This is a genomic window from Mycobacterium sp. NGS18 (genome assembly GCF_059813185.1).
Genome location: NZ_JCALEC010000012.1, coordinates 1 through 24,485, shown reverse-complemented (window position 1 = coordinate 24,485; position 24,485 = coordinate 1). Strand labels below are relative to the sequence as shown.

The 24,485-nt window shown below is 66.6% G+C and carries 22 protein-coding genes; 5 read left to right on the top strand and 17 right to left on the bottom strand.

Going from position 1 to position 24,485, the window contains the following annotated elements; genetic code table 11:
• Positions 1–10: 10 nt before the first annotated feature.
• The 7 genes from AC5Y31_RS18890 to AC5Y31_RS18860 form a co-directional block, all read right to left on the bottom strand.
• Complete coding sequence (locus AC5Y31_RS18890; protein ID WP_499982139.1) at positions 11–1,543, bottom strand: nitric oxide reductase activation protein NorD; 1,533 nt, start codon at positions 1,541–1,543, stop codon at positions 11–13.
• Positions 1,544–1,938: 395 nt separating this feature from the next.
• Positions 1,939–2,616 (bottom strand): hypothetical protein, encoded by a 678-nt coding sequence (locus AC5Y31_RS18885; protein WP_065023267.1) that lies wholly within the window; start codon positions 2,614–2,616, stop codon positions 1,939–1,941.
• A gap of 45 nt (positions 2,617–2,661) precedes the next feature.
• Complete coding sequence (locus tag AC5Y31_RS18880) at positions 2,662–3,246, bottom strand: TetR family transcriptional regulator (protein ID WP_499982231.1); 585 nt, start codon at positions 3,244–3,246, stop codon at positions 2,662–2,664.
• Between the two features lie 66 nt (positions 3,247–3,312).
• Entirely contained in the window at positions 3,313–3,495 is a 183-nt protein-coding gene (locus AC5Y31_RS18875) for a (2Fe-2S)-binding protein (RefSeq protein WP_065023266.1), read from the bottom strand.
• A 6-nt stretch (positions 3,496–3,501) separates the two neighbouring features.
• Positions 3,502–4,956, bottom strand: coding sequence for a FadD3 family acyl-CoA ligase (locus AC5Y31_RS18870; protein ID WP_499982137.1), 1,455 nt, complete (start codon positions 4,954–4,956; stop codon positions 3,502–3,504).
• Between the two features lie 2 nt (positions 4,957–4,958).
• Positions 4,959–6,149: an amidohydrolase family protein gene (locus AC5Y31_RS18865; RefSeq protein WP_301633641.1), complete on the bottom strand. Its 1,191-nt coding sequence runs from the start codon at positions 6,147–6,149 to the stop codon at positions 4,959–4,961.
• A gap of 35 nt (positions 6,150–6,184) precedes the next feature.
• Positions 6,185–7,774: an AMP-binding protein gene (locus AC5Y31_RS18860; protein ID WP_499982136.1), complete on the bottom strand. Its 1,590-nt coding sequence runs from the start codon at positions 7,772–7,774 to the stop codon at positions 6,185–6,187.
• A gap of 57 nt (positions 7,775–7,831) precedes the next feature.
• On the opposite strand from AC5Y31_RS18860, the gene AC5Y31_RS18855 reads away from it, so the two are divergent.
• Positions 7,832–8,554 (top strand): enoyl-CoA hydratase/isomerase family protein, encoded by a 723-nt coding sequence (locus AC5Y31_RS18855; protein ID WP_065023263.1) that lies wholly within the window; start codon positions 7,832–7,834, stop codon positions 8,552–8,554.
• Here AC5Y31_RS18855 and AC5Y31_RS18850 read toward each other — a convergent pair.
• Positions 8,551–9,195 (bottom strand): TetR/AcrR family transcriptional regulator, encoded by a 645-nt coding sequence (locus tag AC5Y31_RS18850; RefSeq protein ID WP_065023262.1) that lies wholly within the window; start codon positions 9,193–9,195, stop codon positions 8,551–8,553. The two genes, AC5Y31_RS18855 and AC5Y31_RS18850, sit on opposite strands and share 4 nt — an antisense overlap.
• A 140-nt stretch (positions 9,196–9,335) precedes the next feature.
• Here AC5Y31_RS18850 and AC5Y31_RS18845 point away from each other — a divergent pair, with 140 nt between their 5' ends.
• The 4 genes from AC5Y31_RS18845 to AC5Y31_RS18830 are packed head-to-tail and all read left to right on the top strand — an operon-like array spanning position 9,336 to position 13,835.
• Entirely contained in the window at positions 9,336–10,634 is a 1,299-nt protein-coding gene (locus AC5Y31_RS18845) for a cytochrome P450 (protein ID WP_301633637.1), read from the top strand.
• Positions 10,635–10,667: 33 nt separating this feature from the next.
• Positions 10,668–11,873, top strand: coding sequence for a cytochrome P450 (locus AC5Y31_RS18840; RefSeq protein ID WP_301633636.1), 1,206 nt, complete (start codon positions 10,668–10,670; stop codon positions 11,871–11,873).
• A gap of 49 nt (positions 11,874–11,922) precedes the next feature.
• Entirely contained in the window at positions 11,923–12,762 is an 840-nt protein-coding gene (locus AC5Y31_RS18835) for a mycofactocin-coupled SDR family oxidoreductase (protein ID WP_301633634.1), read from the top strand.
• Between the two features lie 47 nt (positions 12,763–12,809).
• On the top strand, positions 12,810–13,835 hold the full coding sequence (locus AC5Y31_RS18830; RefSeq protein ID WP_499982230.1) for a phosphotransferase: 1,026 nt from the start codon (positions 12,810–12,812) through the stop codon (positions 13,833–13,835).
• Positions 13,836–13,918: 83 nt separating this feature from the next.
• Here the strand turns inward: AC5Y31_RS18830 and AC5Y31_RS18825 are convergent, their stop codons facing one another.
• From AC5Y31_RS18825 to AC5Y31_RS18785, 9 genes are read right to left on the bottom strand one after another with little or no spacing between them, the layout of a single operon-like run.
• On the bottom strand, positions 13,919–16,312 hold the full coding sequence (locus AC5Y31_RS18825; protein ID WP_301633632.1) for a CoA transferase: 2,394 nt from the start codon (positions 16,310–16,312) through the stop codon (positions 13,919–13,921).
• A 4-nt stretch (positions 16,313–16,316) separates the two neighbouring features.
• The gene (locus AC5Y31_RS18820; RefSeq protein ID WP_301633630.1) at positions 16,317–17,291 is read right to left on the bottom strand and encodes an enoyl-CoA hydratase/isomerase family protein; all 975 of its coding nucleotides are present in this window, start codon (positions 17,289–17,291) and stop codon (positions 16,317–16,319) included.
• A gap of 8 nt (positions 17,292–17,299) precedes the next feature.
• Positions 17,300–18,424, bottom strand: coding sequence for a M24 family metallopeptidase (locus AC5Y31_RS18815; protein ID WP_499982131.1), 1,125 nt, complete (start codon positions 18,422–18,424; stop codon positions 17,300–17,302).
• Complete coding sequence (locus AC5Y31_RS18810) at positions 18,424–19,662, bottom strand: M24 family metallopeptidase (protein WP_499982228.1); 1,239 nt, start codon at positions 19,660–19,662, stop codon at positions 18,424–18,426. Before AC5Y31_RS18810 ends, AC5Y31_RS18815 begins: the two co-directional genes overlap by 1 nt.
• Before the next feature lie 2 nt (positions 19,663–19,664).
• Positions 19,665–20,846: an amidohydrolase family protein gene (locus AC5Y31_RS18805; protein ID WP_301633626.1), complete on the bottom strand. Its 1,182-nt coding sequence runs from the start codon at positions 20,844–20,846 to the stop codon at positions 19,665–19,667.
• A 24-nt stretch (positions 20,847–20,870) separates the two neighbouring features.
• Positions 20,871–22,061, bottom strand: a complete 1,191-nt coding sequence (locus AC5Y31_RS18800; RefSeq protein ID WP_499982225.1) for a cytochrome P450 — start codon at positions 22,059–22,061, stop codon at positions 20,871–20,873.
• A gap of 53 nt (positions 22,062–22,114) precedes the next feature.
• Entirely contained in the window at positions 22,115–22,312 is a 198-nt protein-coding gene (locus tag AC5Y31_RS18795; RefSeq protein WP_301633623.1) for a 4Fe-4S domain-containing protein, read from the bottom strand.
• A complete protein-coding gene (locus tag AC5Y31_RS18790) occupies positions 22,309–22,965 on the bottom strand; it encodes a TetR/AcrR family transcriptional regulator (RefSeq protein WP_499982128.1) in 657 nt (218 codons plus the stop codon). Before AC5Y31_RS18790 ends, AC5Y31_RS18795 begins: the two co-directional genes overlap by 4 nt.
• Before the next feature lie 45 nt (positions 22,966–23,010).
• Positions 23,011–23,829 carry an SDR family NAD(P)-dependent oxidoreductase gene (locus tag AC5Y31_RS18785; RefSeq protein WP_499982126.1) on the bottom strand — a complete coding sequence of 273 codons (819 nt, stop codon included), beginning with the start codon at positions 23,827–23,829 and terminating at the stop codon, positions 23,011–23,013.
• Positions 23,830–24,485 lie beyond the last annotated feature (656 nt).

The following is a 24,485-nucleotide window of genomic DNA, read 5'->3' as shown; positions in this document are numbered from 1 at the left end:
GACTCCTCCCCTATGTACTGATCAGTTCGCGGTGCACGCTTGCCAGTACGCGCGGCAGTTCTTCCACCCGGCTGATCCGTTGCGAGCGTTTGGGTCCGAAAACCTCGGGCAACGGGTCGACGCGTGTCGGTCCGACGCCCACGTAGTAGACCGACACACCGGCGTCGTTGGCCTCCTCCACCGCATGTGCGGCGTCCTCCCAGGCGTACCTACCCTCATAGCCTTCGTCGGAGATCATCCCGTCGCCGATGATGATGAGTAGTCGGCGCTCGGAGGGCTGGTCCAGCAGTCGGCTGGTCAGATGCCGGATCGGGGCGCCGAGACGGGTGTAACCACCAGTGCACAACCCCAGACCGCTCGGCGGGACGAAGCGGGCTTCTGGAAAGTCCTTCAGACAACGCACTTCCACCCGGTGCCTGGTGTTGCCGGTGAACACGAAGATCCCGTGCCGCTCCCGCGCGTGGGTCATTGCGCGGGACAACGCATCTGCGCAGGCCAGCTCGAGCCGGAACACCCGTCCCCCGTGTACCCCCAGTGAAGAGCTGCCGTCGAGCAGCAGCGCGGTGCTGACATCGCGGTTACAGGGCAACAGCTCGCGGAACAATCGAGGTTCGCCGGCCTCCCCGGTGCGCAGGTCGACGTAATGGCGGACGTACTGGTCGATATCGAGATCCGACCCGTCTTCGAGCCGGTTCACCATCGCGCGATGGGTGTTCTCCTGGAACCATTTGCGCAGGTCAGCCGAGGCCGTGGTGGGGGCACCGACTCGTCGGTCACGCGCGAGCTCCACAACGGCCACGTGGCCGGGCATCAGGCGTTGGGTCCAGGAGTTCCACTCCGGATACGGGATTCCCGGACGGTGCTCAGGGGTGACATCGGTGTCGTTGTCCTGCGGCCGGCTCGGGGGAGGCAGGTTCGGATTGCGAACCCCACCGTCACCGCCGACGGGCACCGAATAGGGTCGCGGCATCCGTGTTTGCGTCGTGGTCCAGGGCATCCTGCCGAACTGCCGCCGCAGTCTGTCGGTCAGCCCGGTGGGCGCTGTATAGATCGCCGGCAGCTGGCCCAGCAGCGGGTCGAGCTCTGCCGGATCCGATCCCCGGGCCATCGCGATGGCCCGGCCGATCATGTCCCGCGCCTCGAGCTGCGGGTCTGCCGGTACGAGTTCGGGTAGCAGACGGCCGAACTCGGACATCAGGCCCGGCCACCGCGACGCGATCCAGCCCAGAGCGACGCCGGCTTCCACGACGGTCAGCGCCCGCAGTTCGCGTGTCGACAGTTCGTTGATTCGGTACTGACCCAGCCGGTCCTTCGACGATGCGCATTGCAAGGCGATACCGCAGGTCAACGATCGGCGGGTCCAGTGGGCCCGCAATACCGGGTAGGGCACGTGCACGTGACTGCGCGATGCGCTGAGGCTGAATCCGCGGTGGTCGCCGGTGACCAGCCGCACACCGGCGCGGTTCTCCTCGCTCAGGGCGACCGCGGTGACCGAGCAGCTGCGTTCCAACGCCATGGCGGCCGTCTGGTCGAGGTCAGTCATGAACCGTCGCTCCCGGGCAGTGGCGCGCCGGCCTCAGAACGTGCCGATGTTGGAGAACATCCAATACCAGAACCAGATGACCAGACCGGTGCCGCCCCACGCCGCGACGTAACGCAGAATCTCCCAGACGTAGTCCATGGTCGGACCTCCTTGTTGACGGGTTCGGGCCACGCCCTGCGGCGCAGGACAGCTTGTTACGCACGCTGTTTCGTTGGCCACCGCGACACCGCCCGACGACCGCGATGGCCCGCGTGTGGCGTCGGCGGGTGCCGCACCGGACCTGGCGCACCTGTGGGGTCATGGTGCACTGTTTCTAACCCATTGACTGACTTCAGTCAATAGAACGGTTGTGGTGGAAGTCGACCCGACCCGAAAATCCACCGCCCGGGACGGGTTCAATCGGTGAAAATCTCGCGGTTCACCGTGTGCAGATACGGGATCGCGAGGAACGGGGTGATGTAGAAGATGTCGTAGAGCCACCAGCCGACGACCGGGAGGATCACCCCGGCGAACCGCACGTCGGCGAACATCGTCATGTTGAACACGTACAACACCCAGATCACCACGCCCATCCAGCAGGTGACGACCATCCACTGGTGACCCCAGCGCTTCATCTGCAGGAACCCGATCCCGGCCGCGATCCGCATGGTGAAGACGGTGAGGATCATGCCCGCTTCCATGGCCTTTTCGCCGGGACCGGCAGCGCCACCCACCCAGAGTTCATTGAAATGCCAGAAGTATCCGGCGTCGAACATGTGGCCCCAGCCGCTGAGCAGCACCCGGGCCAGCAAGGTGTGACTACCGATCAGGTCGAGAGCCCACCCCACGGTGTTGATCGCCGCGTCGACAATGACCAGGTATCCCAGCAGGGTCACCAGCATCGGCCGCACCGACATGCCGTTCCGCTGCGCCTGCCGTAGTAGCCACACGCCCCGGAGGAACAACGGCAGGCCGAAAATGCCCAGTGCCGCAGTGCCTATCAGGATGCTTCCACTGATCAACCATTTGTCCGCCTGACGCTGAGCTAGGCGAGACGCTTCCATATGCTCATCGACCGGCGGTGCACTGCGCATGCTGACTGACTCTAGTCATGTAATATCGCCGACGACAAGCATTGATCAGGCGAGCACGGCCATGCTGTGCATGGTGCGTTTCGCCAGATCTTCGAGCAACTCGTGACGCATCGGATCGTTGGTGGTGATCGCCAGTGCGTAGATGCCGAGCAAGAAGAACACCGCGCTGTTGATCGGCCGGACCTCCGGATCCACCTCCCCCTCGGCCTGGGCCTGCTCGATGCGCTTGCCCAACAGCAGCACCAGGGCGTGGTCACTACCGCCCTCGGCGGCCGGGCGGGTCTGGGAGAAGTGCAGCGCCAGGAAATCCTTGAACAGCACCTCGCCGAGGCGGCGTTCCAGCCCCAACACCAGTCGCACCGCCTCGGTCAGGGCGGATTCCAGGTCATGTCCCTTGTCCAGGTACCGGCCGAAATGCTTTGCCATCCGGTCCTCTTCGCGCTTCTCGAGTTCCAGCAGCACGTGTTCCTTGGTGGGGAAATGAAAGAAGAACGTGCCGTGCGCGACACCGGCGGCGGCCACGATCGCGCCCACGTCCGCCTGGGCCATCCCGGTCCGCTTGAACTCGGCGGTCGCCGCACCCAGCAGTCGCTCCCGCGTCTGCAGCCGCTTGGTTTCGCGCGCCGACATCTTCTCCGTCTTATCCACCACGGCCAAGACAGTATCGTCTCGACGCCAGCACCCGCACTAGATGACTTAGGTCATCGTCGCGGTCTCCTGCGAGGACGCGGCGATCAGGGCGCGGATGTTGGTCTTGCAGCGCCCGCACACCGTGCCCGCACCGGTGCACTCACCGACCTGCTTGGTGGTCGAGGCGCCGGCCTCGACGGCGTCGATCACCTGCTGGCTGGTCACCCCGACACACAGGCAGACGTACATGACGCCTCACGCCCCGGACTCGGTCTCCAGTCGCGCCTTGTCCACCTTGCCGGTGGCGTTCAGCGGCAAGCGGTCCACGAACGACACGTACCGCGGGGCCTTGAAGCCGGCCATCCGGTCCCGGCTCCACGTGATCAGATCCGATTCCGAAATCTGCCCGTGGGAGGCCTCTTTCACCACGAACGCCTTGCCGACCTGGCCGAGGCGCTCATCGGGCACGCCGATCACCGCGACCTGTGCCACGGCGGGATGCTCCCGCAGGAAGCCCTCGATCTCGGCGGGATAGGCGTTGAAGCCGCCGACGATGAACATGTCCTTCTTGCGTCCGACGATCCGCAACCGGCCGGCATCGTCGATCGTCCCGGCGTCGCCGGTGTGCAGCCAGCCCTGCGCGTCGATCGCCTCGGCGGTCGCCTGCGGGTCGTCGAGGTAGCCGGCCATCACGTTGTAGCCCCGGACCAGAACCTCGCCGTCATCGGCGATCCGCAACTCGACGTCCTCGCAGGCCACGCCGGCCGTGGTCGCAATGTCCTCGAATGAGTCGCCGCGGCGCGAGGCCGTCACCGTACCGGCTTCGGTGAGCCCATATCCGGTCATGATGGACTGGAACGGCAATTCGCTGCGGATCCGCCGGATCAGATCCACCGGGATATCGGCGGCGCCGGTGACCGCGGCGCGCAGCGACGACAGGTCACGCCCGGAGGCCGCGTCCAGTAGCGACTGATACAGCGTCGGCGGCCCCGGCAGCATGGAGATCCGTTCGGTCTCAATGAGTTCCAGCACGGCATCGACGTCGAATACCCTGACCGGGAACATGGTGGCCCCGCGGATGCAGGCAGCGATGCAGCCCGCTTTGTAGCCGAAGGTGTGGAAGAAGGGATTGACCATCAGATAGCGGTCGCCCTGACGAAGGTCGGCCAGGTCGCACCATTCGGCGTAGAGCCGCAGATTCTGCTGATGGCTCATCATCACGCCCTTGGGCCGGCCGGTCGTGCCCGAGGTGAAGATGATGTCGGCGATGTCGTCACCGTCGACCGCGCGCTGCGTCGGCGAACCGGCACTCAGGAAGTCCGACTTGAGGTCGATCACCGGGACGCCGGGCGGTGCGGTGAAATCCAAACCCAGGAAACCCTTTTCGATCAGGACCAGCTTGGCGCCGCTGCGGCGGATGACGTCGTCGGCTTCGGCCGCCTTGAACCGGGTGTTGACCGGGACCAGCACGCCGCCGGCGGTCAGCAGCCCGAAAGCGGCGATGATCCACTCCGCTGAGTTGGGCGCCCAGATCGCCGCCCGATCGCCCTTCTCGATCCCGGCGCCGGCGAATGCTCCTGCGGCGCAACGAACCCGTTCCGCCAGCTCGGCGAACGTGAGCCGTAACGAACCGTCGGCGATCGCTTCGGCATCCCCGAAGCGATCGCCGACGCTCAAGACCATCTCGGGAATGGTCTGCCAGCGGGGCACCTCTAAACGGTGACGAGGCGACCGAGGTTACCGCCCATGATCTTGGCCTGGTCCTCGACGGAAAGGTGCGACAGCGCCGTCACGTAGTGGGTCGGCTCGGCCAAGCCCTCCGGGTGCGGCCAGTCGGAGCCGTAGAGCACCTGGTCCACGCCGATCAGGTTGATCAGGTCGTCGATGCCCTCTTCGTAGAACGGGCTGACGTAGATGCGGTTCTTGATCTCTTCCATCGGGTTGCCCAGGAAGGCTTCGGGAGCCTTCTTGTACACCTCGGCCATGGACTCCATCAGCGGGAACATCCACTTGGAGCCGGCCTCGACGATGCCCACCTTGAGCTTCGGGTGGCGGAACAGCGCGCCGTGGATCACCCAGGACGCCACCGCGTCCTGGATCGGGCGCCACTCATTGAGGATCTGCATGGCGTTGGTCTGGAACGGCAGCATCTCCTGCGCGGCGCCGTCCCACTCGGAGGTGTAGCGGGAGTAGCCGCTGTCCGACGAGTGCATCCCGACGAAGACGTCGTATTCGACGCACTTCTCCCAGAACGGGTCGAACTCGGGCAGCGCGAAGGACCGCGGCCCGCGGAAGCCGGGCACCGGGGCCGGGCGGATCAGGATGGCGCGAGCGCCACGCTTGACAACCCAGTCCAGTTCTTCGATGGCCTTCTCGACGATCGGCAGGGTGATCACCGGCGTGGTGAAGATCCGGCCCTTGTAGTTGAAGCCCCACACCTCGTCGAGCCACTGGTTGAGCGAGTGGATGATGACGTGGATGGCGACCGGGTCGTCGCGCAGCCGCTCCTCGATCAGGCTGGCCAGCGTCGGGAACATCAGCGAGCGGTCGACGCCGAGCTCGTCCATCAGCTCCAGACGCGCCCCCGGCTCGAAGAACGCCGGAATCGACTTCATCGGCTCACCGAACAGCTCCCGCTTGGTCTTGCCGTCGGGGTTGCCGAACTTGAAGTACTCCTCCCAGGCGCCCGGCTTGGCCACCACGGAGAACGTCGGGTTGGGGATGTACTCGCTGATCTGACCGCGGATGGCGATCTTGGTACGCCCGTTGATCTCGACGTACTGGACGATGTCCTTGTACTCCTTGGGCAAGTACTTGGTCATCGCCTCCGGCGGCTCGTAGAGGTGGTTGTCGGCGTCGAACAGCGGGAAAGGAATCTCGACGCGGTGTGACAGTTGACCCATGAAATGCTCCTTTTCGGCTCGTGAGAATCATATTCTCACAATGGTGTCGGTGCAACCTCGCCGGCGAGCTGCTGGCGCACCACGTACTTCTGCACCTTGCCGCTGGCGGTACGCGGAAAGTCGTCGACCTCGTGCAGCTGCTCCGGCCACTTCTGGCGAGCCACGCCGAGGCCTTCGAAATGGGCCTGCAGTTCCGGCATCGTCGGTAACGCACACCCGGGCTTGAGGCGCACGACCGCCGCCGCCCGCTCCCCCAGGCGGGCGTCGGGCACCGCCACCACCACAGCCTCGGTGACGGCGGGCAGCGCCAACAAAACCTCTTCGACCTCGACGGCGCTGATGTTCTCGCCGCCGCGGATGATGACATCGGCCTTGCGGTCGGTGATGGTCAGATAGCCGTCGGCATCGAGCACCCCGACGTCCCCGGTGTGGTACCAGCCGTCGGCGTCGAAGGCCGCTTCGGTCAAGGCGTCGTCGGTATAGCCGAGGCACAGGTCGGGCCCGCGGCTCAGGATCTCCCCGTCGGGGGCCAGCCGGATCTCCACGCCGGGCCGCGCATTGCCGTCGGTGAACAGTCGCTTGTCCTCGGCAGCGCTGGGGGTGGAGCCGGTGATCGACGGGTGTTCGGTGCTGCCGTAAGACCGGTACACGAAGATGCCCAGATCCGCGAGCCGGCGGGTGACCGCCGCGGGCACCGTCGACCCACCCAGGCCGACGTGGCGGATGTGCCGTAGGTGTTCGGGAGCGAAATCCGGATGGTCGAGCAGGCTGGTGACGAAATACGGTGGCCCGCCGCCGATCGACACGCCCTGCTCGGCCATCAACGCCAGCGCCTTCGCGGGATCCCAGACGTCAGCGAGGTCGATCGGCGTGCCCTCCAGCACCGGGATCAAAAACGCCCCGATCATCCCGATGAAGTGCCCGACCGGGGTTGCGGTCAGTTGCCGGCCGCGGTCCTTGGGGTAGTTGGCGAGCAGCTGGCGCGTCTCGAAGCACAACGTCTGGTGACTGTGGATGACGCCCTTGGGGTTTCGCGTGGTTCCGGAGGTGAAGGCGATCAGCGCCGGTGCGCCGGGGTCGGTGGCAAGTACGCCGGGCATCGGCTCGGCGGCCAGCAGGTCCTCGAAGTTCTGTGCGGCACCGCTCCCGCCCACCACGCTCGCACCGCTCCCGCCCACCACCCCGACGATCGGGACATCCGCCACAAGTTCGGGTGCAAACGTCATCCGCCCGAACTTCTCGGCGGTGATGAATACCCGCGGCTTGCTGGCGGACAGGATGTAGCCCAGCTCTTTGGCCCCGTAGAAGTGCACGACCGGCACCACGACCGCCCCCAGGAACGCCGCGGCCCAGAAGGTTGCGGCGGCCTCCATCCAGTTGGGCAGTTGGAACGCCACCACGTCGCCGGGACCGACACCGCGGGCGGAGAGCCCGGCCGCGAGCCGGCGCGCGGTCTGCTCGACATCGCCGAAGCTGCCCCGCCATGGGCGGACCTCGGAGTGCACCTCGAAGCGGCAGTCCGCCGCCTCGGACAAGCACTGTGTGAGCAGGTCACCGAGGGTCTCGTGGGTCCACCACCCGTTGGCTTCGTAGTGCCGCGCCAGGTCGTCCGGAATCTTTCGCATGACGCCCGTGATGTTATTCTCCTAATCCGAGAATGCCAATATCTTCATTGGAGAGTCATGGTTGATGTCGAGTTGGATGAAGGATTGGCGGTCATCACGATCGATCGTCCCCAAGCGCGCAACGCGATCGCCCCGGAGACGATGGATCAGCTCGATCGCGCGCTGGACGCGGTCGCCGCGGCCCGGGCAGTGGTCATCACCGGCGGTGGCGATCGGGCCTTCGTGTCCGGCGGAGATCTCAAGCAACTCGCCGCCATCCGCACCGAGTCCGACGCGCAAGCCATGGCGTGGCGGATGCGGTTGTTGTGCGACCGGATCGCCGCCTTTCCGGCGCCGGTGATCGCCGCGCTCAACGGGCACGCGCTCGGAGGCGGCGCTGAGGTGGCCGTTGCCGCCGACATCCGGATCGCCGCCGCCGACGTCAAGATCGCCTTCAACCAGGTGTCGCTGGCGATCATGCCGGCCTGGGGTGGCGCCGAGCGACTGGCCGCCCTGGTCGGACACAGTCAGGCGCTGCTGCTGGCCGGCACCGGAACCATGCTGGACGCCCCGGCCGCCGAACGGATCGGCCTGGTCAACCGGGTGGTGCCCCGCGAGTCGTTCGAGGCCGAATGGCGTGGCCTGGCACGGTCGTTGGCCAACCCGTCAGCCGGCGAGATCAAGCGTGTGCTCGCCGGCGCGTCGGCCGACGAGGCGGTGGCGGCGTTCGCTCGGCTGTGGGTCTCCGACGAGCATTGGGCGGCAGCGGATCGCTTGCAGCAGGGCCGGGCGCAACGCTAATGCGCCGCGTGCCCCGAGGTCAGTGCGGCGCCGGGGGCAGGCTCCCCCGGCTCACCCTCGAGTCGGCGCAGCCAGCGCTCGACGAACTCGACGGTCTCGGCGTGGCCAAGGGTCATGCCCAGCGCCTCTTGTTCGATGATCAGCATCCGCGACGCGCTGGTCATCAGCACCATCAACACCGTCGCCGGAAACTCTTGCGCGTCGATGCCGTAGCGCGCCAGCAGTCCGGCCACCGCCTCGATCTGTTCGGCGCGAAGCCGTTCGGCATAGGTCGCGATCTCCGCCCGCAACGCCTCCCGCTGGTTGGCCAGCGCCATGAACTGCATCGTCAGCGCGGTCCACGCCGGGTCGGTGTTGAAGCGCCACAGCGCCCACAACGGCTGCGGCGAGGCGAGCACCTCGGCCTGTTCGGCCAAACCCTGGTCCCCGCGCCGGCGGAACATCGCCAGGAACAGCTCGTCCATGGTGCGGAAGTAATAGTGCACGAGTTGGTGCTTGAGGCCGGCCTGCTCGGCTACCCGGCGCGAGCTCACCGCACCGTGACCGGCGGTCAGCAGCAGCTGTTCGGCGGCATCGAGCAGCAATGTCCGGTTCTTGGCGTCCGGGGCCCCAATTCTGCGCTGCCCCTTAGGTTCGGGCATATCGTCCGCTTTGCATCGTCGTCGTCCACCTTTACACGTCCGGCGGCCATCGTAATGCCGCCTCAACCCTTGACCCCCGGTGCCACCCATGCTAAGCAGATGCTCAGCACCTGTCAGCCCATTCTGCAGAGAGGTCCACGTTGACCGACTTCGACACCATCGACTTCTTCACCGATCAGTCCCTGGTACCCGACCCGCACCCGTACTTCGACTACTTGCGCGCCCAGGGCCCGGTCACCCCGCTGAACGTCTACGGCGTGTTCGCCGTGACGGGTCACGAAGAAGCGAACGAGATCTACCGCGACTCCGACACCTTCTCCAATCTGGTCGCGGTCGGTGGGCCCTTCCCGCCGCTGCCGTTCACCCCTGAGGGCGACGACATCAGCGAGCAGATCGAGGCGCACCGCCACCTGATGCCGATGACCGAGCACATGGTCACCATGGACCCGCCGATGCACACCAAGGCGCGGTCACTGCTGAGCCGGCTGCTCACCCCCAAGCGGCTCAAGGAGAACCAGGACTTCATGTGGCAGCTGGCCGACCGGCAGCTGGACTACTTCATCGACAGCGGCAAGTGCGAATTCCTCTCCGAGTACGCCCGGCCGTTCGCGCTGCTGGTGATCGCCGACCTGCTCGGTGTACCTGAGGAGGACCGCCCGACGTTCCAGGAGGTGCTGGGCGCACCGCAGCCGGGCGCTCGGATCGGCTCGCTCGATCACGAAGAACTGGCCCACGACCCGCTGGCCTGGTTGGACGGCAAATTCAGCAACTACCTCAGTGAGCGGCGCGAGAATCCGCGCGCCGACGTGCTGACCGACCTGGCCACCGCCACCTACGAGGACGGGTCGATTCCCGAGATCGGCGACGTGGTCAAAAGCGCCACGTTCCTGTTCGGGGCCGGGCAGGAGACCACCACCAAACTGCTCAGTGCCGCACTGCGTTTCCTTGCCGAGGACCCGAGCCTCGTCGCGCAGCTGCGCGCGGACCGCAGCAAGATCCCGAACTTCCTCGAGGAGACGCTGCGGATGGAGAGCCCGGTGAAGACCGACCCACGGCTGGTGCGCAAGACCACCACGCTCGGCGGGGTCGAACTGAAAGCCGGCACCGTGGTGGTGATGTTCCCCGGCGCGGTCAACCGCGACCCTCGCAAATTCGACGACCCGCACGAGTTCCGCATCGACCGGCCCAACGTGCGCGAGCATCTGGCCTTCGCCCGCGGCACGCACACCTGCCCGGGCTCACCGTTGGCGCGCGCCGAGAGCCGGATCTCGCTGGAACGCATCCTGGATCGCATGACCGACATCCGGCTCGACGAGTCGCAGCATGGCCAAGCAGGCGAGCGACGGTTCACCTTCGAACCGACGTTCATCCTGCGCGGCCTGACCGAACTCCACCTGGAATTCACCCCCGTGACGGCTCCCGTCCCCGCCGGCCTCTAACCACTGTTCTCCCACCCACTCAAAGGGGCAACCATGACGGTGACCACCACCGACGAAGCGCGCTACGACCCATACGACGTCGAACTCAACAACGATCCGTACCCGATGTTTCGCCGGCTGCGCGAAGAGGCGCCGCTGTACTACAACGAAGAACACGACTTCTACGCGCTGAGCCGATTCGACGACGTGCACGGCGCGTTCGCCGACTACCAGACGTTCAGCTCCGCCAAGGGTGCCGTCCTGGAGATCATCAAGTCCGGAATGGAAATACCGCCGGGAATCCTGATCTTCGAGGACCCGCCGATCCACGACATCCACCGCAACCTGATGGCGGGGATGTTCAGCCCGCGGCGGATGAACGCCCTCGAATCGCAGATCCGGGAGTTCTGCGCGCGCTGCCTGGACCCGCTGGTGGGCACCGGCCGGTTCGACTTCGTCACCGACCTCGGCGCGGAGATGCCGATGCGGGTGATCGGCATGCTGCTGGGTATTCCCGAGGATCAGCAGCGCCACGTCACCGAGCACGGCGATGCCACCATCCGCACCGAGCCCGGTCAGAAGATGACCGACAACCCGGACGGCCCGATCGCCACCGGTGACGTGTTCACCGACATCATCGCCTACCGGACCACGAACCCCTCCGATGACTTGATCACCGAGTTGATGAATGCGGAGTTCGAGGACGAACACGGCACTCGGCGCCGGATGTCCCGCGAAGAACTGCATCTGTTCCTCACCGTGCTTGCGACCGCCGGCAGTGAGACCACCACCCGGTTGATCGGCTGGGCGGGCAAGGTGCTGGCCGACCACCCCGACCAGCGCGCGCAGCTGGCGGCCAACCCGGCACTGATCCCGCGGGCGGTCGAGGAGCTGGTCCGGTTCGAGCCGCCGGCACCGCACGCGGCCCGTTACGTCACCCGCGACGTGGAGTACTACGGCCAGACCGTGCCCGAAGGTTCGGCGATGCTCCTGCTGATCGGCGCCGCCAACCGCGACCACCGCCGGTTCCCGCCGGACGGTGACGTGTTCGACATCCACCGGGAACGGCGCCCGCACCTGGGATTCGGTCATGGCACCCACTTCTGTGTGGGCAATGCCCTGGCCCGGCTGGAGGCGCGGATCGCTCTCGAGGAGATCCTCAAACGATTCCCGGAGTGGGAGGTCGACTTGTCGGCGACGCAGATCTCCCCGACGTCGACGGTGCGGGGCTGGGTCTCCATGCCGGCGCTCGTTCCCTGAACCCCCTAGTCACCCGAAGTTTTCCGCAACAACAGAATTGAGGTTTCCCATGACCGGACGTGTTGAGGGCAAGGTCGCGTTCGTCACCGGCGCGGCGCACGGCCAGGGCCGCAGCCACGCGGTGCGGTTGGCCCAGGAGGGCGCCGACATCATCGCGATCGACGTTTGTAAGCCGATCGTGGAGAACTCGCCCATTCCGCCGGCCACCCCGGAGGAGCTGGCCGAGACCGCCGACATGGTCAAGGCGCTGAACCGCCGGATCTACACCGCCGAGGTCGACGTGCGCGACTATGACGCTCTCAAGTCCGCGGTCGATGCCGGTGTCGAGGAGCTCGGCCGCCTGGACATCATCGTCGCCAACGCCGGTATCGGCAACGGTGGCGACACCCTCGACCAGTGCAGCGAACACGACTGGCAGGAGATGATCGACATCAACCTGTCGGGTGTCTGGAAGACGGTCAAAGCCGGCGTGCCGCACCTGATCTCCGGAGGCAACGGCGGTTCGATCGTCCTGACCAGCTCTGTCGGCGGACTGAAGGCCTACCCGCACTGCGGCAACTACGTGGCCGCCAAGCACGGCGTGGTGGGCATCATGCGCTCCTTCGCCGTCGAGTTGGGGCAGCACAACATTCGTGTCAACACCGTGCACCCCACCCATGTCAGCACCGGCATGATCATGAACGAGGGCACCTGGAAGATGTTCCGGCCGGACCTGGAAAACCCGGGCCCCGACGACATGGCGCCGATCTGCCAGCTCTTCCACACCCTCCCGATTCCGTGGGTGGACGCAGTGGACATCAGCAACGCCGTGCTGTTCCTGACATCCGACGAGGCCCGCTACATCACCGGGGTGACCCTGCCCGTCGACGCCGGAAGCTGCCTCAAGTAGTGACGCAGACGATTCCCGATAGCTGGGAAGCGATTTCGCCGGAGTGGATGACCGCTGCCATCAGCGGTCATCACCCGGGAGCGGTGGTGGAGGACATCTTGGTGGCGTTCCGCGACGACGGCACCAACCGGCGGGCTCGCCTGGCGCTGCGCTACGCGGCCGGAAGCGGGCCGGCCACCGTCTTCGTCAAGGCGGTCGACCCCGAGCACGCCGATCTGGTCGAGCTGACCAGTGGCCTATACCACGAGCCGCGACTGTTCCTCGCGCAAGTCGAACTGCCACTGGATCATCCGGCGGTCTACCGGGCGGTGATCGACGAGCAGCGCCGCGACTTCCTGCTACTGATGGAAGATGTGGTGGCGCGCGGCGCCGACCCGCGCGACGCGACCCGGCCGCTGAACCTCGACGAGGCGGCCCACGGGGTACGCGGCTTGGCCCGCCTGCACGGGGCATTCTGGGGCGAACGCATTACCGCCAATCCCGCGCTGGAGTGGGTGGAGCCGTTCGTGCCGTTCGCCGGCCTGGAGCTTGCGCCGCTGGACGTCGCCTACCAGCGACTGGGCGACTCGGTTCCCGCCGAGATCACCGCGATGAGCGGTCCGGAACTCTTCGGCGAGATCTGGGCCCGCTACATCCGCAGCCTGACCCGGGGGCCGCAGACCCTGCTGCACGGCGACCCGCACATCGGCAACACCTATGTGCTGCCCGACGGCGACGTCGGCTTCCTGGACTGGCAGATGGTCCGGCATGGCAACTTCTCGCTGGACCTCGGCTACTTCCTGCAAGGCGCGCTGACCATCGCCGACCGGCAGGCCGCCGAGCGTGACCTGGTCGAGGAATACCGTGGCGCCCTGGGCCTTCCGTCCGCCGAACTGCCCTCAGTCGAGGAGATCTGGCGGCACTACCGAGCCTCGGCGGCGCACGGCCTGGCGATCTGGATCGCCACGCTGTCCGGCGGCGACAACTGGCAGCGGCCCGACATCAGCCTGGCGCTCGCGCAGCGGTACGCCGCGGCGTTCACCGACCTCGACACCCGCGCTGCGCTGGACACCTTGGACGGGTGTGGCGATTGAGCGTTGAGGCTGCGCCCAGCGCGGAAAAGTGCGAGAAGAATGCGGGCCGTGAACGCGGAGTCATTGCGAAGGCGCGTTACCGACTAACCCAGCGCGTTGCCGATTACGCCGTCGGCTTCCAGCACGGCGATCTCGGCATTGGTCAGTCCCAGCCCGGCCAATAGCTCGTGATTGTGCTCACCGAGCAGTGGCGCCGGGCGACGATGGAATCGCCTGGGCCCGTGCGTCGAACGCACCGGCAGCGTGCTGTGCCGCACTGCCGGGTTCACCGGATGGTCAACCTCTTCGAAGAAGCCGCGGTGCTGTAGTTGCGGCAACTCGGCCTGCCGGTGGGGCTGCACTGCTTTGGCCACCGGGATACCGGAGGGCCAGAGCAACTCGACGATCTCGTCGCCACTGCGCTCGGCGCACCAAGCACCGACCCGGGAGTCGATGAGGTCGTGGTGTTCGCGGCGTCCTGCTGCGGTCGCCAGGTTCGGGTCCAGGGCCCAAGCAGGACGGCCCAGTGCCTCGCAGAGCGCCGTCCACTGGTCATCGCTGCTGACCGCGACGGCCACCCAACTGTCCAGGCGGCCGAACTCGTCGATATCGGCGGTGCGGTACAGGTTTTGCGGCGCCGCGGTCGGACCCCGATTGCCGTCGCGTTGTAACAGTGCCCCGTAGGCCGAGTACTCGATCACCTGCTCGGCGGCGATGTTGAGGGCAGCATCGACCATCGCCGCTTCCACCAGTACCCCTTCGCCGGTACGGCGACGATGCTCCAGCGCCAGCAGCAGCGCGTTGAGGGCGTGCACCCCGGCGTTCGGGTCGCCCACCGAATACGGCTCGAACGGGTTGCGGTCGGGGAAGCCGGTCAACCAGCTCACGCCGGCGGCGGCCTCGATCGCATAGGCGAACGCCGGATTGTCACGCCACGGCCCGTCGAGCCCGAAACCGGGCATCCGCAACAGGATTGCATCTGACCGCAATCGGCGAACCGTGTCGAAATCCAAGCCGATCTGCTCGAGCACCCGCGGGGTGAAGTTCTCCACGATCACGTCGGCGGTCGCGACCAGCTTCCGCAGAATCTCGCGGCCGGCATCGCGGCGCAGATCCACTGCCAGCCCCAGCTTATTGGTGTTCAGCGCCGAGAAGATCGGTGAACGCTCCCACCATTGCGATTCACTGGCGGGGATTCCGGCGATGAGCCGGGTACCGTCGGGTTTGCCGGTCGATTCGATATGGATGACTTCGGCGCCGAGCATGGCCAGCAGATGGGTGCAGCTCGGCCCGGCCCAGAACGTCGTCAGGTCCAGCACCCGCAGGCCGCTGAACGGCCCGGCATCGTGCTGCTCACCCCCACCGGCGACACGGGATGGTGGGGGCGCCGAACGGTAGTGCTCGGTGTGCTCGCCGAGGCGCGGCGCCGGCTGTGGGGGTCCCCAGCTCAGTTCCGGCATCCGGTAGGGGCGATCGGGCTGGATGAATCCGCCGCGCGGGTTGGTGACGAAGACCTGCCGCGCCTGGAAGTGATCCAGTTCGGTGACGTTGGCGCCGTTGCCGACCGGGGCGTTCGGGATCCGGAACGCGGTGGCCAGATCTCGGATCTCCTCGATCGTCTGGTCTTTGAACCAGGCGTAGATCTCCTCGGCCTTCTCGTTGGCCTGCTCGGTGATAGACAGCGGCGACTGCTCGTCGATCCACTCGGGATGCCCGGTCATCGCGCACAGGTCGAACCATTGCTGGGCAGTGCCGCACCCGACATCCACCAGGCCGTCCTTGGCGGTGGCAATGCCGGGAACGGTGAGCCTGCGGGTGTCGCGCCACGGTTTCTCCAGCATCTCGAAGTAGGTCACCGGGTAGTAGGTCAGGCCCATGATCTGTGTCTCGAGCATCGACAGATCCAACAGCTCACCACCGTCACGCCGGGCGAACCACGAGGCCAGGGTGAGCGCACTGGCGTAGGCGCCGGCAAGGTACTCGCCGACCTGCCCGCCGACGAATGCCGGTGGTAGATCCTGGGATCCGCGCCCGATCCCGAAGATCCCGCCCGACCAGGCCTGCAAGGTGAATTCGGTGGCCGGGCGGTCGCTCCACGGACCGTCCAGCCCGAAGGGTGTGATGGCGGTGACGATCAGATGCGGATGGTCGCGAGTGATCTGGTGGGGAGCAAATGCGGGATGCTCGGCCACCGTCGAACCGCGCGACCAGATGACGGCGTCAGCGCCGGAAAGCAAACGGTCGACGAGCGCGGTGTCGCAGTCGGTATCGGCCCCGAAGTCCACCAAGACACTTCGTTTGCCGCCGGACAGAAAGCTGAACAATGCCCCGTCGCCGGCGGTGTCGGCACCCGAGGCCGACCAGTACCGCAGTGGATCGCCCTGCGACGACTCGACTTTGATGACCTCGGCACCGCCATCGGCCAGCATCTTGGTGCAGTAGGCACCGGCGATCCCGGTGGAGAGATCGATGACCGTGAAGCCGTCGAGCGGTGTCACGGCGTCAGGAATCCTTGTTGCGGCTGGACTTGCTCAGCCGGAAGTCGGGCGGGAATTTCGCGTCGTTGTCCTTGACCGCTCCGGACAGGCCCGATTCGATGGCGTCGTCGAGCATCAGGTCGTCGGTGTCGGGTGCTACGCCGGAGCCCATCGATTCGAAGAACGCCGACAGCAGGCTGCCCATGTACTCGCCCTGGTGCTGCTTGTAGACCTCGAAGAACATCTTCTGCATGAAGACGGTGTCGACCGGACGGTTACGCGCGCACGCCAGCGCGTACTTGTCGACTTCGGCTTCGAGCTCGTCGCGCGACACCACCTTGTTGAGGAAGTTGCACTTCTCCATATCGGCGGCGGTGAACGGCCGTCCGGTGAACACCATCTCGGAGAACTTGCGCAGCCCCATCATCTGCACCCAGGTCCACATCCGCGGTCCCCACCCGTAATAGCGGAACGACGGGTGACCGAAAAGTGCGTCGTCGCTAGAGATCACCAGGTCGGCATCGGCGGCCTGGTAGAAGTGCCAGCCGTAGCAGTAGCCCTTGGCCTCCACGATGCTGATCTTCTTGAGCTCCTGCAGCGGCCGGTTGCCGGCCTGCACGTTGGCGTACCACGCGCTGATGGTGGCACCGTTGCGGAAAGTGCCCTTGGGCGGATAGTTGACGTCAGCTCCCAGGTCGCCTTCCAAACGCAGTTCTGCGAGCCGCATCTCGGGCGCCTCGACGCCCTCCATGAACTCCGGCAGATCGGCCCCGCTGCCCAGGTTGTCCCCGACACCGCGGATCACCACCACCTTGACGTCGTTGTCGACGCTAGCCCCGCGCAGCAGGTCCGCATACCGCAGTCGCGCCGCCGAGGTCGGCGCGTTGAGGTACTCCGGCCGATCGAAGGTGATCGTGGCGATCTTGGTGGCCGGATCCTTGTGGTAGCGGATGATCTCCTCGGCTGACGGCCGTTCGGAAGTGCCTGGCGTACCCGACATTCTGCTCCTTAACTGGACGGACTGGTGGTCAACACTTCGTGGCCCTCATCGGTGATCAGCACCGCTTCGCGCCCGAACACCGCACCCACACCGGGCTCGAACACGTAGCCGGTGACGGCCAGCACCATTCCAGGCTCCAACCGCTCGGTAGCAGCGGTCTGCGGAAGGTGAGCCGATACGACCGGCAGATCGAAGCCCATTCCGAGGCCGTGGGCCACCGGTACCGGCGGCAACGGCTCCCCGGCCTCGGCGTAGGCACTCAGCAGAGCACTGCCCGCCGCGCCCGGCCGGCAGGCTCCGGATAGGCGCTGCCACAGCGCTTCTGACCGGCCGTACAGCGCTGCGGCTTTGCGGTCCGGCGCTCCGCCGACCTGGTGAGTGCGCCCCGCTTCACCGACATAGCCGCCGGCCAGCACCCCGGCCGAGAACCCCACCAGATCACCCGGCCGCGCCCGGCGATCGCCGGCCGCGCGACGCCACGGCTGTTCCCGCGACGTCACCCAGGCGATGTCCTGATTCGCCGGGCTGCTGACCCCGGCGGCGATCATCGCCTCCATCAGCACCCCGGCCAGGGCCTGCTCGCTGACACCGGGCTCGAGTGCCGCCACGGTCGCTGCCAACGCCGACTCGGCCACTCCAATTGCACCGCGGAGCGCCACCACTTCGTCGGGCGTCTTGATCCGCCGGGCCGCCCGCATGACCAGTTCGCCATCGATGAGATCGGCCTTGGGGAAGGCCAGCGGCAGCAGCTGCGCGAACAGCGGTGATATCGCGTCGGTTCCCACCCGGCACGCGGTGAACGCCCCATCGATATGCGCCAGCGCCGCAGTGATATTCGTCGGGTTCCACGAGTTCTCGTGAATATTCTCGTGCGGAATGTCCTCGGGCACCCCGTCATCTGTGGTACTCAGCAGGTGGACCGCCCCGGTTGCCCGCACCAGCACGCAGCTGGGACCGAACGGGCGGGTTCCTGCCGCCCAGCGCTGCGGCGCCCCGGTGACATAGCGGACGTTAGCCTGGCGCCCTAGCACCAGTACATCCAGGTCGTGGGCTTCCATCTCGGCCAGCGCACGCTCGCGACGGCCCCGGCGCAGCGCGAGACCGTCCGGCAACACCTCGGTAGTCGTGGTCATCAGCACTCGCTGTAGGGCGCGTAGGGGTAATCGGTCAGCGAGCGGAAACCGTCCTCGGTGATCACCACGACTTCTTTACCGCGGAATCCGCCGGTGCCGTCGGCCCACACCATCGGCTCCAGCACCAGCACCATGCCCGGCTCGAAGGCGAAGTTCTCGTCGAACTCCGCACCCAGGTCGGTGCCGATCATCGGTGTCTCGACGGGGTCCACGCCCAGACCGTGGCCCAGATAGCCGTGCGGCAGCCATGGCCGCTGCCGCCCGTTTGCGGCGGTGGCCGCGCGAGCCAGATCGCCGGCAGTGGCGCCGGCGCGGGTCCGCTCCAGCATCGCGGACAGGATCTCTCGCCACCGGCGGAACTGCGCCTGCTGACGCGACGTCGGGGCGGCCCCGACGATCCAGGTCCGGCCGAAAGCCGAACAGTAGCCGCCGTGGCTGATCGAGACGTCAGTCCACAACACATCACCCGCGGTCAGCTCGCGGCCGGTGGCCAGCAGCGGCAACGCGAGATCGCCGTGGGTGGTCCACACGCCGGAGCTTCTACTGTCGGGCATCACCTGCCAGATCGGCTCCACCATGCTAGCGTCGGCGCCCGATTCGAAAGCCGCCCGCAGAAAGTGTGCCGACAGCTCCATCTGACGGACCCCGGGTGCCAATGCCTCGTGTACCCCGGCCATCGCCCGCTCGGTGATCCGGCACGCGGCGCGGATGTAGGACAGTTCGTCGGCGGTCTTGATCAGCTTGGCTGCGCTGACTAGCTGAGCCGCATCGACCGGCCGCCGGCCCGGAAACAGCTGTTGCTGGGCTCGTCGCATGGCGCCGGTGCACTCGTCGATCGCGACCACGGCGGTGCGCGGAACCAGACCGGCGAGCTCCCGCGCGAAATGGTCGACGCCCTCGTCGAATTCGAGATACAGCGGCCCGTGCACATGATCGGCGGGCAGTTCCGAATCACAACCGTCCCGAAACGGCGGGAACACGTGCGGCCACGGGTCATCGGCGAGCACCACCGCGACCGGTCGTTCGACGTGGGACAGTCCGGCGTCGCCGAGGCGCCAACTGGTTCCGGTGGCGTAGGTGACCGCGTCGTTTCCCAACAGCACCAGGGCATCGACACCCCGGTCGGCCATCGCCGCCCGCAACCGGGCGCCGGTCTCCCGACGCAGCCGGCCCCGGTCGATAACGTCCGAAATCTCGACGCTGCCGGCCTCGGTGGCCGACGCTGTCGCCGACGCCACTGTCACAGTCCCAAAAACGCCTTGACGTTGCCGCTCACCACTTTCGTGGCGGCCTCCGGACCCAGCGCGTTCACCACGCTGGCCAGCGACTTCTCCGAATAGCCGAAGGTGCTTTCGTTGTGCGGGTAATCCGACGACCACATCACGTGATCGACCCCGATCTGGTCGATCAGTCGCAATCCCAGCGGGTCGACCATGAACGACGCACTCATGTGGGTGTCCCAATAGTGCCGGATCGGGTGTTCCAACTGGTGGTTGAACATGTGCTGGTAGGAGGCCAGCAGGTGCTCGGCGTCCTGCAGCGCTGACGGCACCCAGGCGATTCCGCCCTCGAACCAACCGACCCGCAGCTTCGGGTGACGGTCCAGGATGGCCCCGAAGATGTACTTGGAGAACATCTCCCGGAACGAGTCGACATTGATCATCATGCCCACGACGACACTGTTGACCTCACACGGAGTCTTCGGGGGGGTCTCACCGATGTGATGGGTCACCGGTAACCCGGCGTCCTCGATCTCGTCCCATACCGGGCGCATCGCCTCGCTGGAGTAGTCGATGATGGCGCCGTCGTCGTCCTTGCCGGGATTGAGCGGCAGCAGGAACGTTTTGAGCCCCAAAGATTTCAGCTCGGACAGCGTGCGCCGGGTGCCGGCGGGATCCCACCAGTTGATCAGGCCGACCCCGTGGAAGTGGCCACCCGAGCGCTCCTGCAGCTCCGCCATGTACTCGTTGTAGATGCGAAAGACCCGCTCCCGCAGCTCTTTGTCGGGGAAGTGGAACAGCGCGAGCACGGCGTTGGGGAAGGCCAGCTCCTTGTCGACGCCGTCTTCAGCCAGCTCGGCGATGCGCGCCTCGATGTTGGTGCTGGCGGCGCCGGCCAGGTCGTCGTACTGCATCAGCACCGCGGAGAAGTCGCCGGGCAGGAAGGTCTGCCCCTTGCGCCCGACCATGTAGGCGCCGTCCTCGTACCAGATCCGCGGCGCCTTGTCGCGCAGTTCCTCGGGGAACTTCTGGTAGAAGATGTCGTCGGCCAGCGAGATGTGGTTGTCGGCGGAGAAGATCTCGGTGCCGGCGGGCAGGCCGACCTTGCCGGCGACGCCCCGGGCCTGGCCGCGACGGTCTTTGGGTGCCCCGTATCCGCCCGGCGGATAGAATTCAGCGGTCTGCGTTGCGCTACTTGACATCTCAATCCACTCCAATCGGGCGGGTTACCAGGTGACGGGGAGCTCGTAGACGCCGTAGGCGAGCCGGTCGTTCTTAAACGGGATCTCATCCACGCCTACCGCGAGCCTCAGCGTCGGGATGCGGCGGAACAGGGTGCGGAAGGCGATCACCATCTCGGCGCGGGCCAGCTGTTGGCCCACACACTGGTGCGGGCCGAACCCGAACGCCATGTGCTGGCGGGCCGGCCGCGCCAAGTCGAGGACCTCGGGCTCGGGGAAGACGGTGCCGTCCCAGTTGGCTGGGGCCAAATCGATGATGATGCCGTCGCCGGCCCGGATGGTCTGGCCGCCGATCTCGATGTCGTCCAGGGCGACCCGGCGCTGGCCGGTGTGGATGATCGACAGGTAGCGCAGTAGTTCCTCGACCGCGTTGGCGATCGCGGCGTCGTCGTCACCGCGGAACACCGCGGTACGTTCGGCGATCTTGTCGGGCTCGTGCAGCAACGCCACGATGCCCAGGCCGATCATGTTGGCGGTGGTCTCATGGCCGGCGATGAGCATCCCGGTGCCCAGCTGGGTGGCCTCGCGCACCGACAGCTCGCCGTTTTTCACCCGCTTGCCCAAGTCGGAGACCATGTCGTCGGCCGGTTCGGCCATCCGGGACTCCAGCAGCCGGACCAGATACTTGGACAGTTCGGTGGCGCCCTCGGCGAGGTCGTCGGAGGTGGCGTTGCGATCCACGCCCATGGTGGCGTGCTGCTGGAAGAACTCGTGGTCCTCGTAGGGCACGCCGAGCAGTTCGCTGATCACCAGGGAGGGAATCGGTAGCGCGAATCCCTCGATCAGGTCGGCCGGTTGCGGGCCGGCCAGGATCGCGTCGAGGTGCTCGTCGGTGATCCGTTGCGCCACCGGGGTCAGCGCGTCGACCCGCTTCATGGTCAATGACGGGGACAGGATCCGCCGGTAGCGGATGTGCTCGGCGCCGTCGGTGGTGAACACCGACTTGGGCCGGTGATCGACGCTGGCGCGCATCATCTCGTTCCAGTGCGGGAAGCCGGGCTGGTGGTCGTCGACGCTGACCCGGGGGTCGGAGAACAGCGTGCGTACCGCCTCGTAGCCGGTGATCAGCCACGGGGTGCTGCCGTCCCAGATCCGCACCCGGCTCAGCGGAGCCTGCGCGGCCAGCGCCATGGTCTCCGGCGGCGGGGCGAACGGGCACCGGCCGTCCCGGCTCATCGGGTACTCCGGTGTTTCGGTGGCCGCAATGGTGGTTGCGTCGGTCACGCTTGTCACTCCTCCACGATCTTGATGGCTCCGGACGGACAGACGCGTTCCGCCTGCCGAAGGGCTTCGGCCAGTTCTTCGGGCGGGTTCTCGTCGAGCACGACGACGACGCCGTCCTCGTCGCGCTGGTCGAATACCTGGGGCGCGAGGGCCACGCACTGCCCCGACGACGCGCAGATGTTCTGGTCGGCGGTGACTTTCATGCGGTTCCTCCCGTGACCGGGGCGCGCCACAATCCCACGATCGCGTCGATGAGGTTGGAGCTTGCCTCTTGCCAGCTGGTTTTCGGTTTGCTGCCGGCGGCCAGCGCGCGTTCCCAGTCCGCGCAGGTGTGCATCAACAGATTGCGGGCCATCACGTTGCGGGCCTGGCGGACCGGCGCCGGCAGGTCCGGCAGGCAGCGGTTGATGCCCTCGATGACCTGCACCAGGGACGGTGAACTCAGGGCGTCCTTGACGACGATGTCGTGGTAGGCGGGATCTGCCATCACTTGTGCGGCGAAGCGCGCGTACCAGGTCGGATTACCCAGTGCGGCAAGGTGATCGGTGAGTGGCCGGACCAGACACGACACCCAGTCCCGCAGTTCCGCCGAGCCCGCGGCAGTGGCGACCATCTGCTCGCGCAACCGCTCGACCGGCGCCCGGTGGCTGCGCTCGATCTCGCGCACCAGGTCGGTTTTGGTGCCGAAGTGGTAGCCGACCGCGGCGTTGTTGCCCTGGCCGGCAGCCTCGCTGACCTGGCGGTTGGACACCGCGAACACCCCGTGCTCGGCGAACAACTGCTCCGCGGCGGTCAGAATCGCTTCCCGAGTGGAGTTCGCCCGCTCGGCCCGCACTGCCCTATCAGCGGTGGTCACGGCCGCCAGTCAACCCCGTTCCGCGAATTAAGTCAAGCGCTTGATTTAACGGGCTTGGTCGCTGCGCCGGCGGATGGCCTTGCCGGCCACAGTCCCGCCGTCGACCGGTAGCACCACCCCGGTGACATACCGGGATCGTTCACCGGCGAGGTACAGCGCGGCCTCGGCGACATCGCTGGCGCTGCCCTCGCGCTTGAGCGGCCGGTCGGCGCGCATCGTCTCGCGGATCGCCGCTTCATAGCGCACGATGGCCTCCTCATCCAGATTCGCCGCGGCCGACGACGCCACAAACGGTGTCGGAATGTTGCCGGGGGCGATGGCATTGACCCGGATCTCGTAGTGGGCCAACTCGATTGCCGCGGATTTGGTGAACTGGATGACCGCGGCCTTGGAGGCGCGATACGTCATCACCCCGCCACCGGCTTGAATGCCGCCGATCGAGGTCAGGTTGATGATCGCCCCGCCGCCGGATTTGGACATCTGCCGCGCGGCGTCGCGGGTGCCGGCCATCACGCCGAGCACGTTGACCGCCATGATGCGGTGAAAGTCGGCCAGGTCGTCATCGAGGAAGCGGTTGTGCATGGTGCCCGATACGCCGGCGTTGTTGACCATGACGTCCAGCCCGCCGAACTTCGCAACGGTGGCCTCGACCAACGCGCCGACTTGGGCCGGGTCGGCGACATCGGCGACCCGGAACGTCGCATCAGCGCCGAGTTCGCGCGCCAGCGCCTCGCCGTGCTCGGGATCCAGATCGGCGATGACCACCCGGGCGCCCTCGGTGAGAAACCGCTCGGCGATGCCACGGCCGAGACCCGATGCTCCCCCGGTGATGATCGCCGTTCGACCCGCCAGCTCGTTGACCATCGACAACCCTTCGTTTCGGAGAACACCGCAGCGGTTCGACTCAACCCGCTTCGCCCCGATCAGTCAAGCGACTGCTTTAATTGGCGAATGCTGCTGCGGGTTGCGAAGGTCTGCGGCTCGTAGTTCTCGACCCGTCGGCGATTCGCCCAACCCAGCGCGGTGAATCTGCCGTTCACGTTATCGGCGGCTCCAGTCGCGATGTCGGCCTGCCCACGATTGAAGTTGTGGTCGTCTTCGGCGGCCGCAGTTGCTGGTGCGGCGGCTACAAGTTGTGCCCGCTCGGTGTGAAAAGCACGTTAACGGTTTCTGTGCCGCTGGGGTCAATGTCGGCCTGGCGGTACAGGGTTCCGACCGTTGTTCGCGCGTGGTCCATTCATCGCTGTACATCTGCCACTGCTCAACCGGTGCGCAGCGTTCGAAGACTCCGGAGTCAGACCACAGCTCGGTTGATGGCGGTGGCTCCCTTACTAGAGGCTGTCCGCTCAGCGGCGAAGGACAGCCATTAGCGGGTCGCACCAGGGTGTAGTCCCTGCGTGCGTGCATCGCGGTCACGTAGGTGTCGATGTCGGCTAGCGGGGCCTTGAAAGCCAGTGTGATGTGGTTGTCGGTCTCCATCGGCGCGTTGGTCTGGTGTGCGGTGGCTTCCAACGGGATCA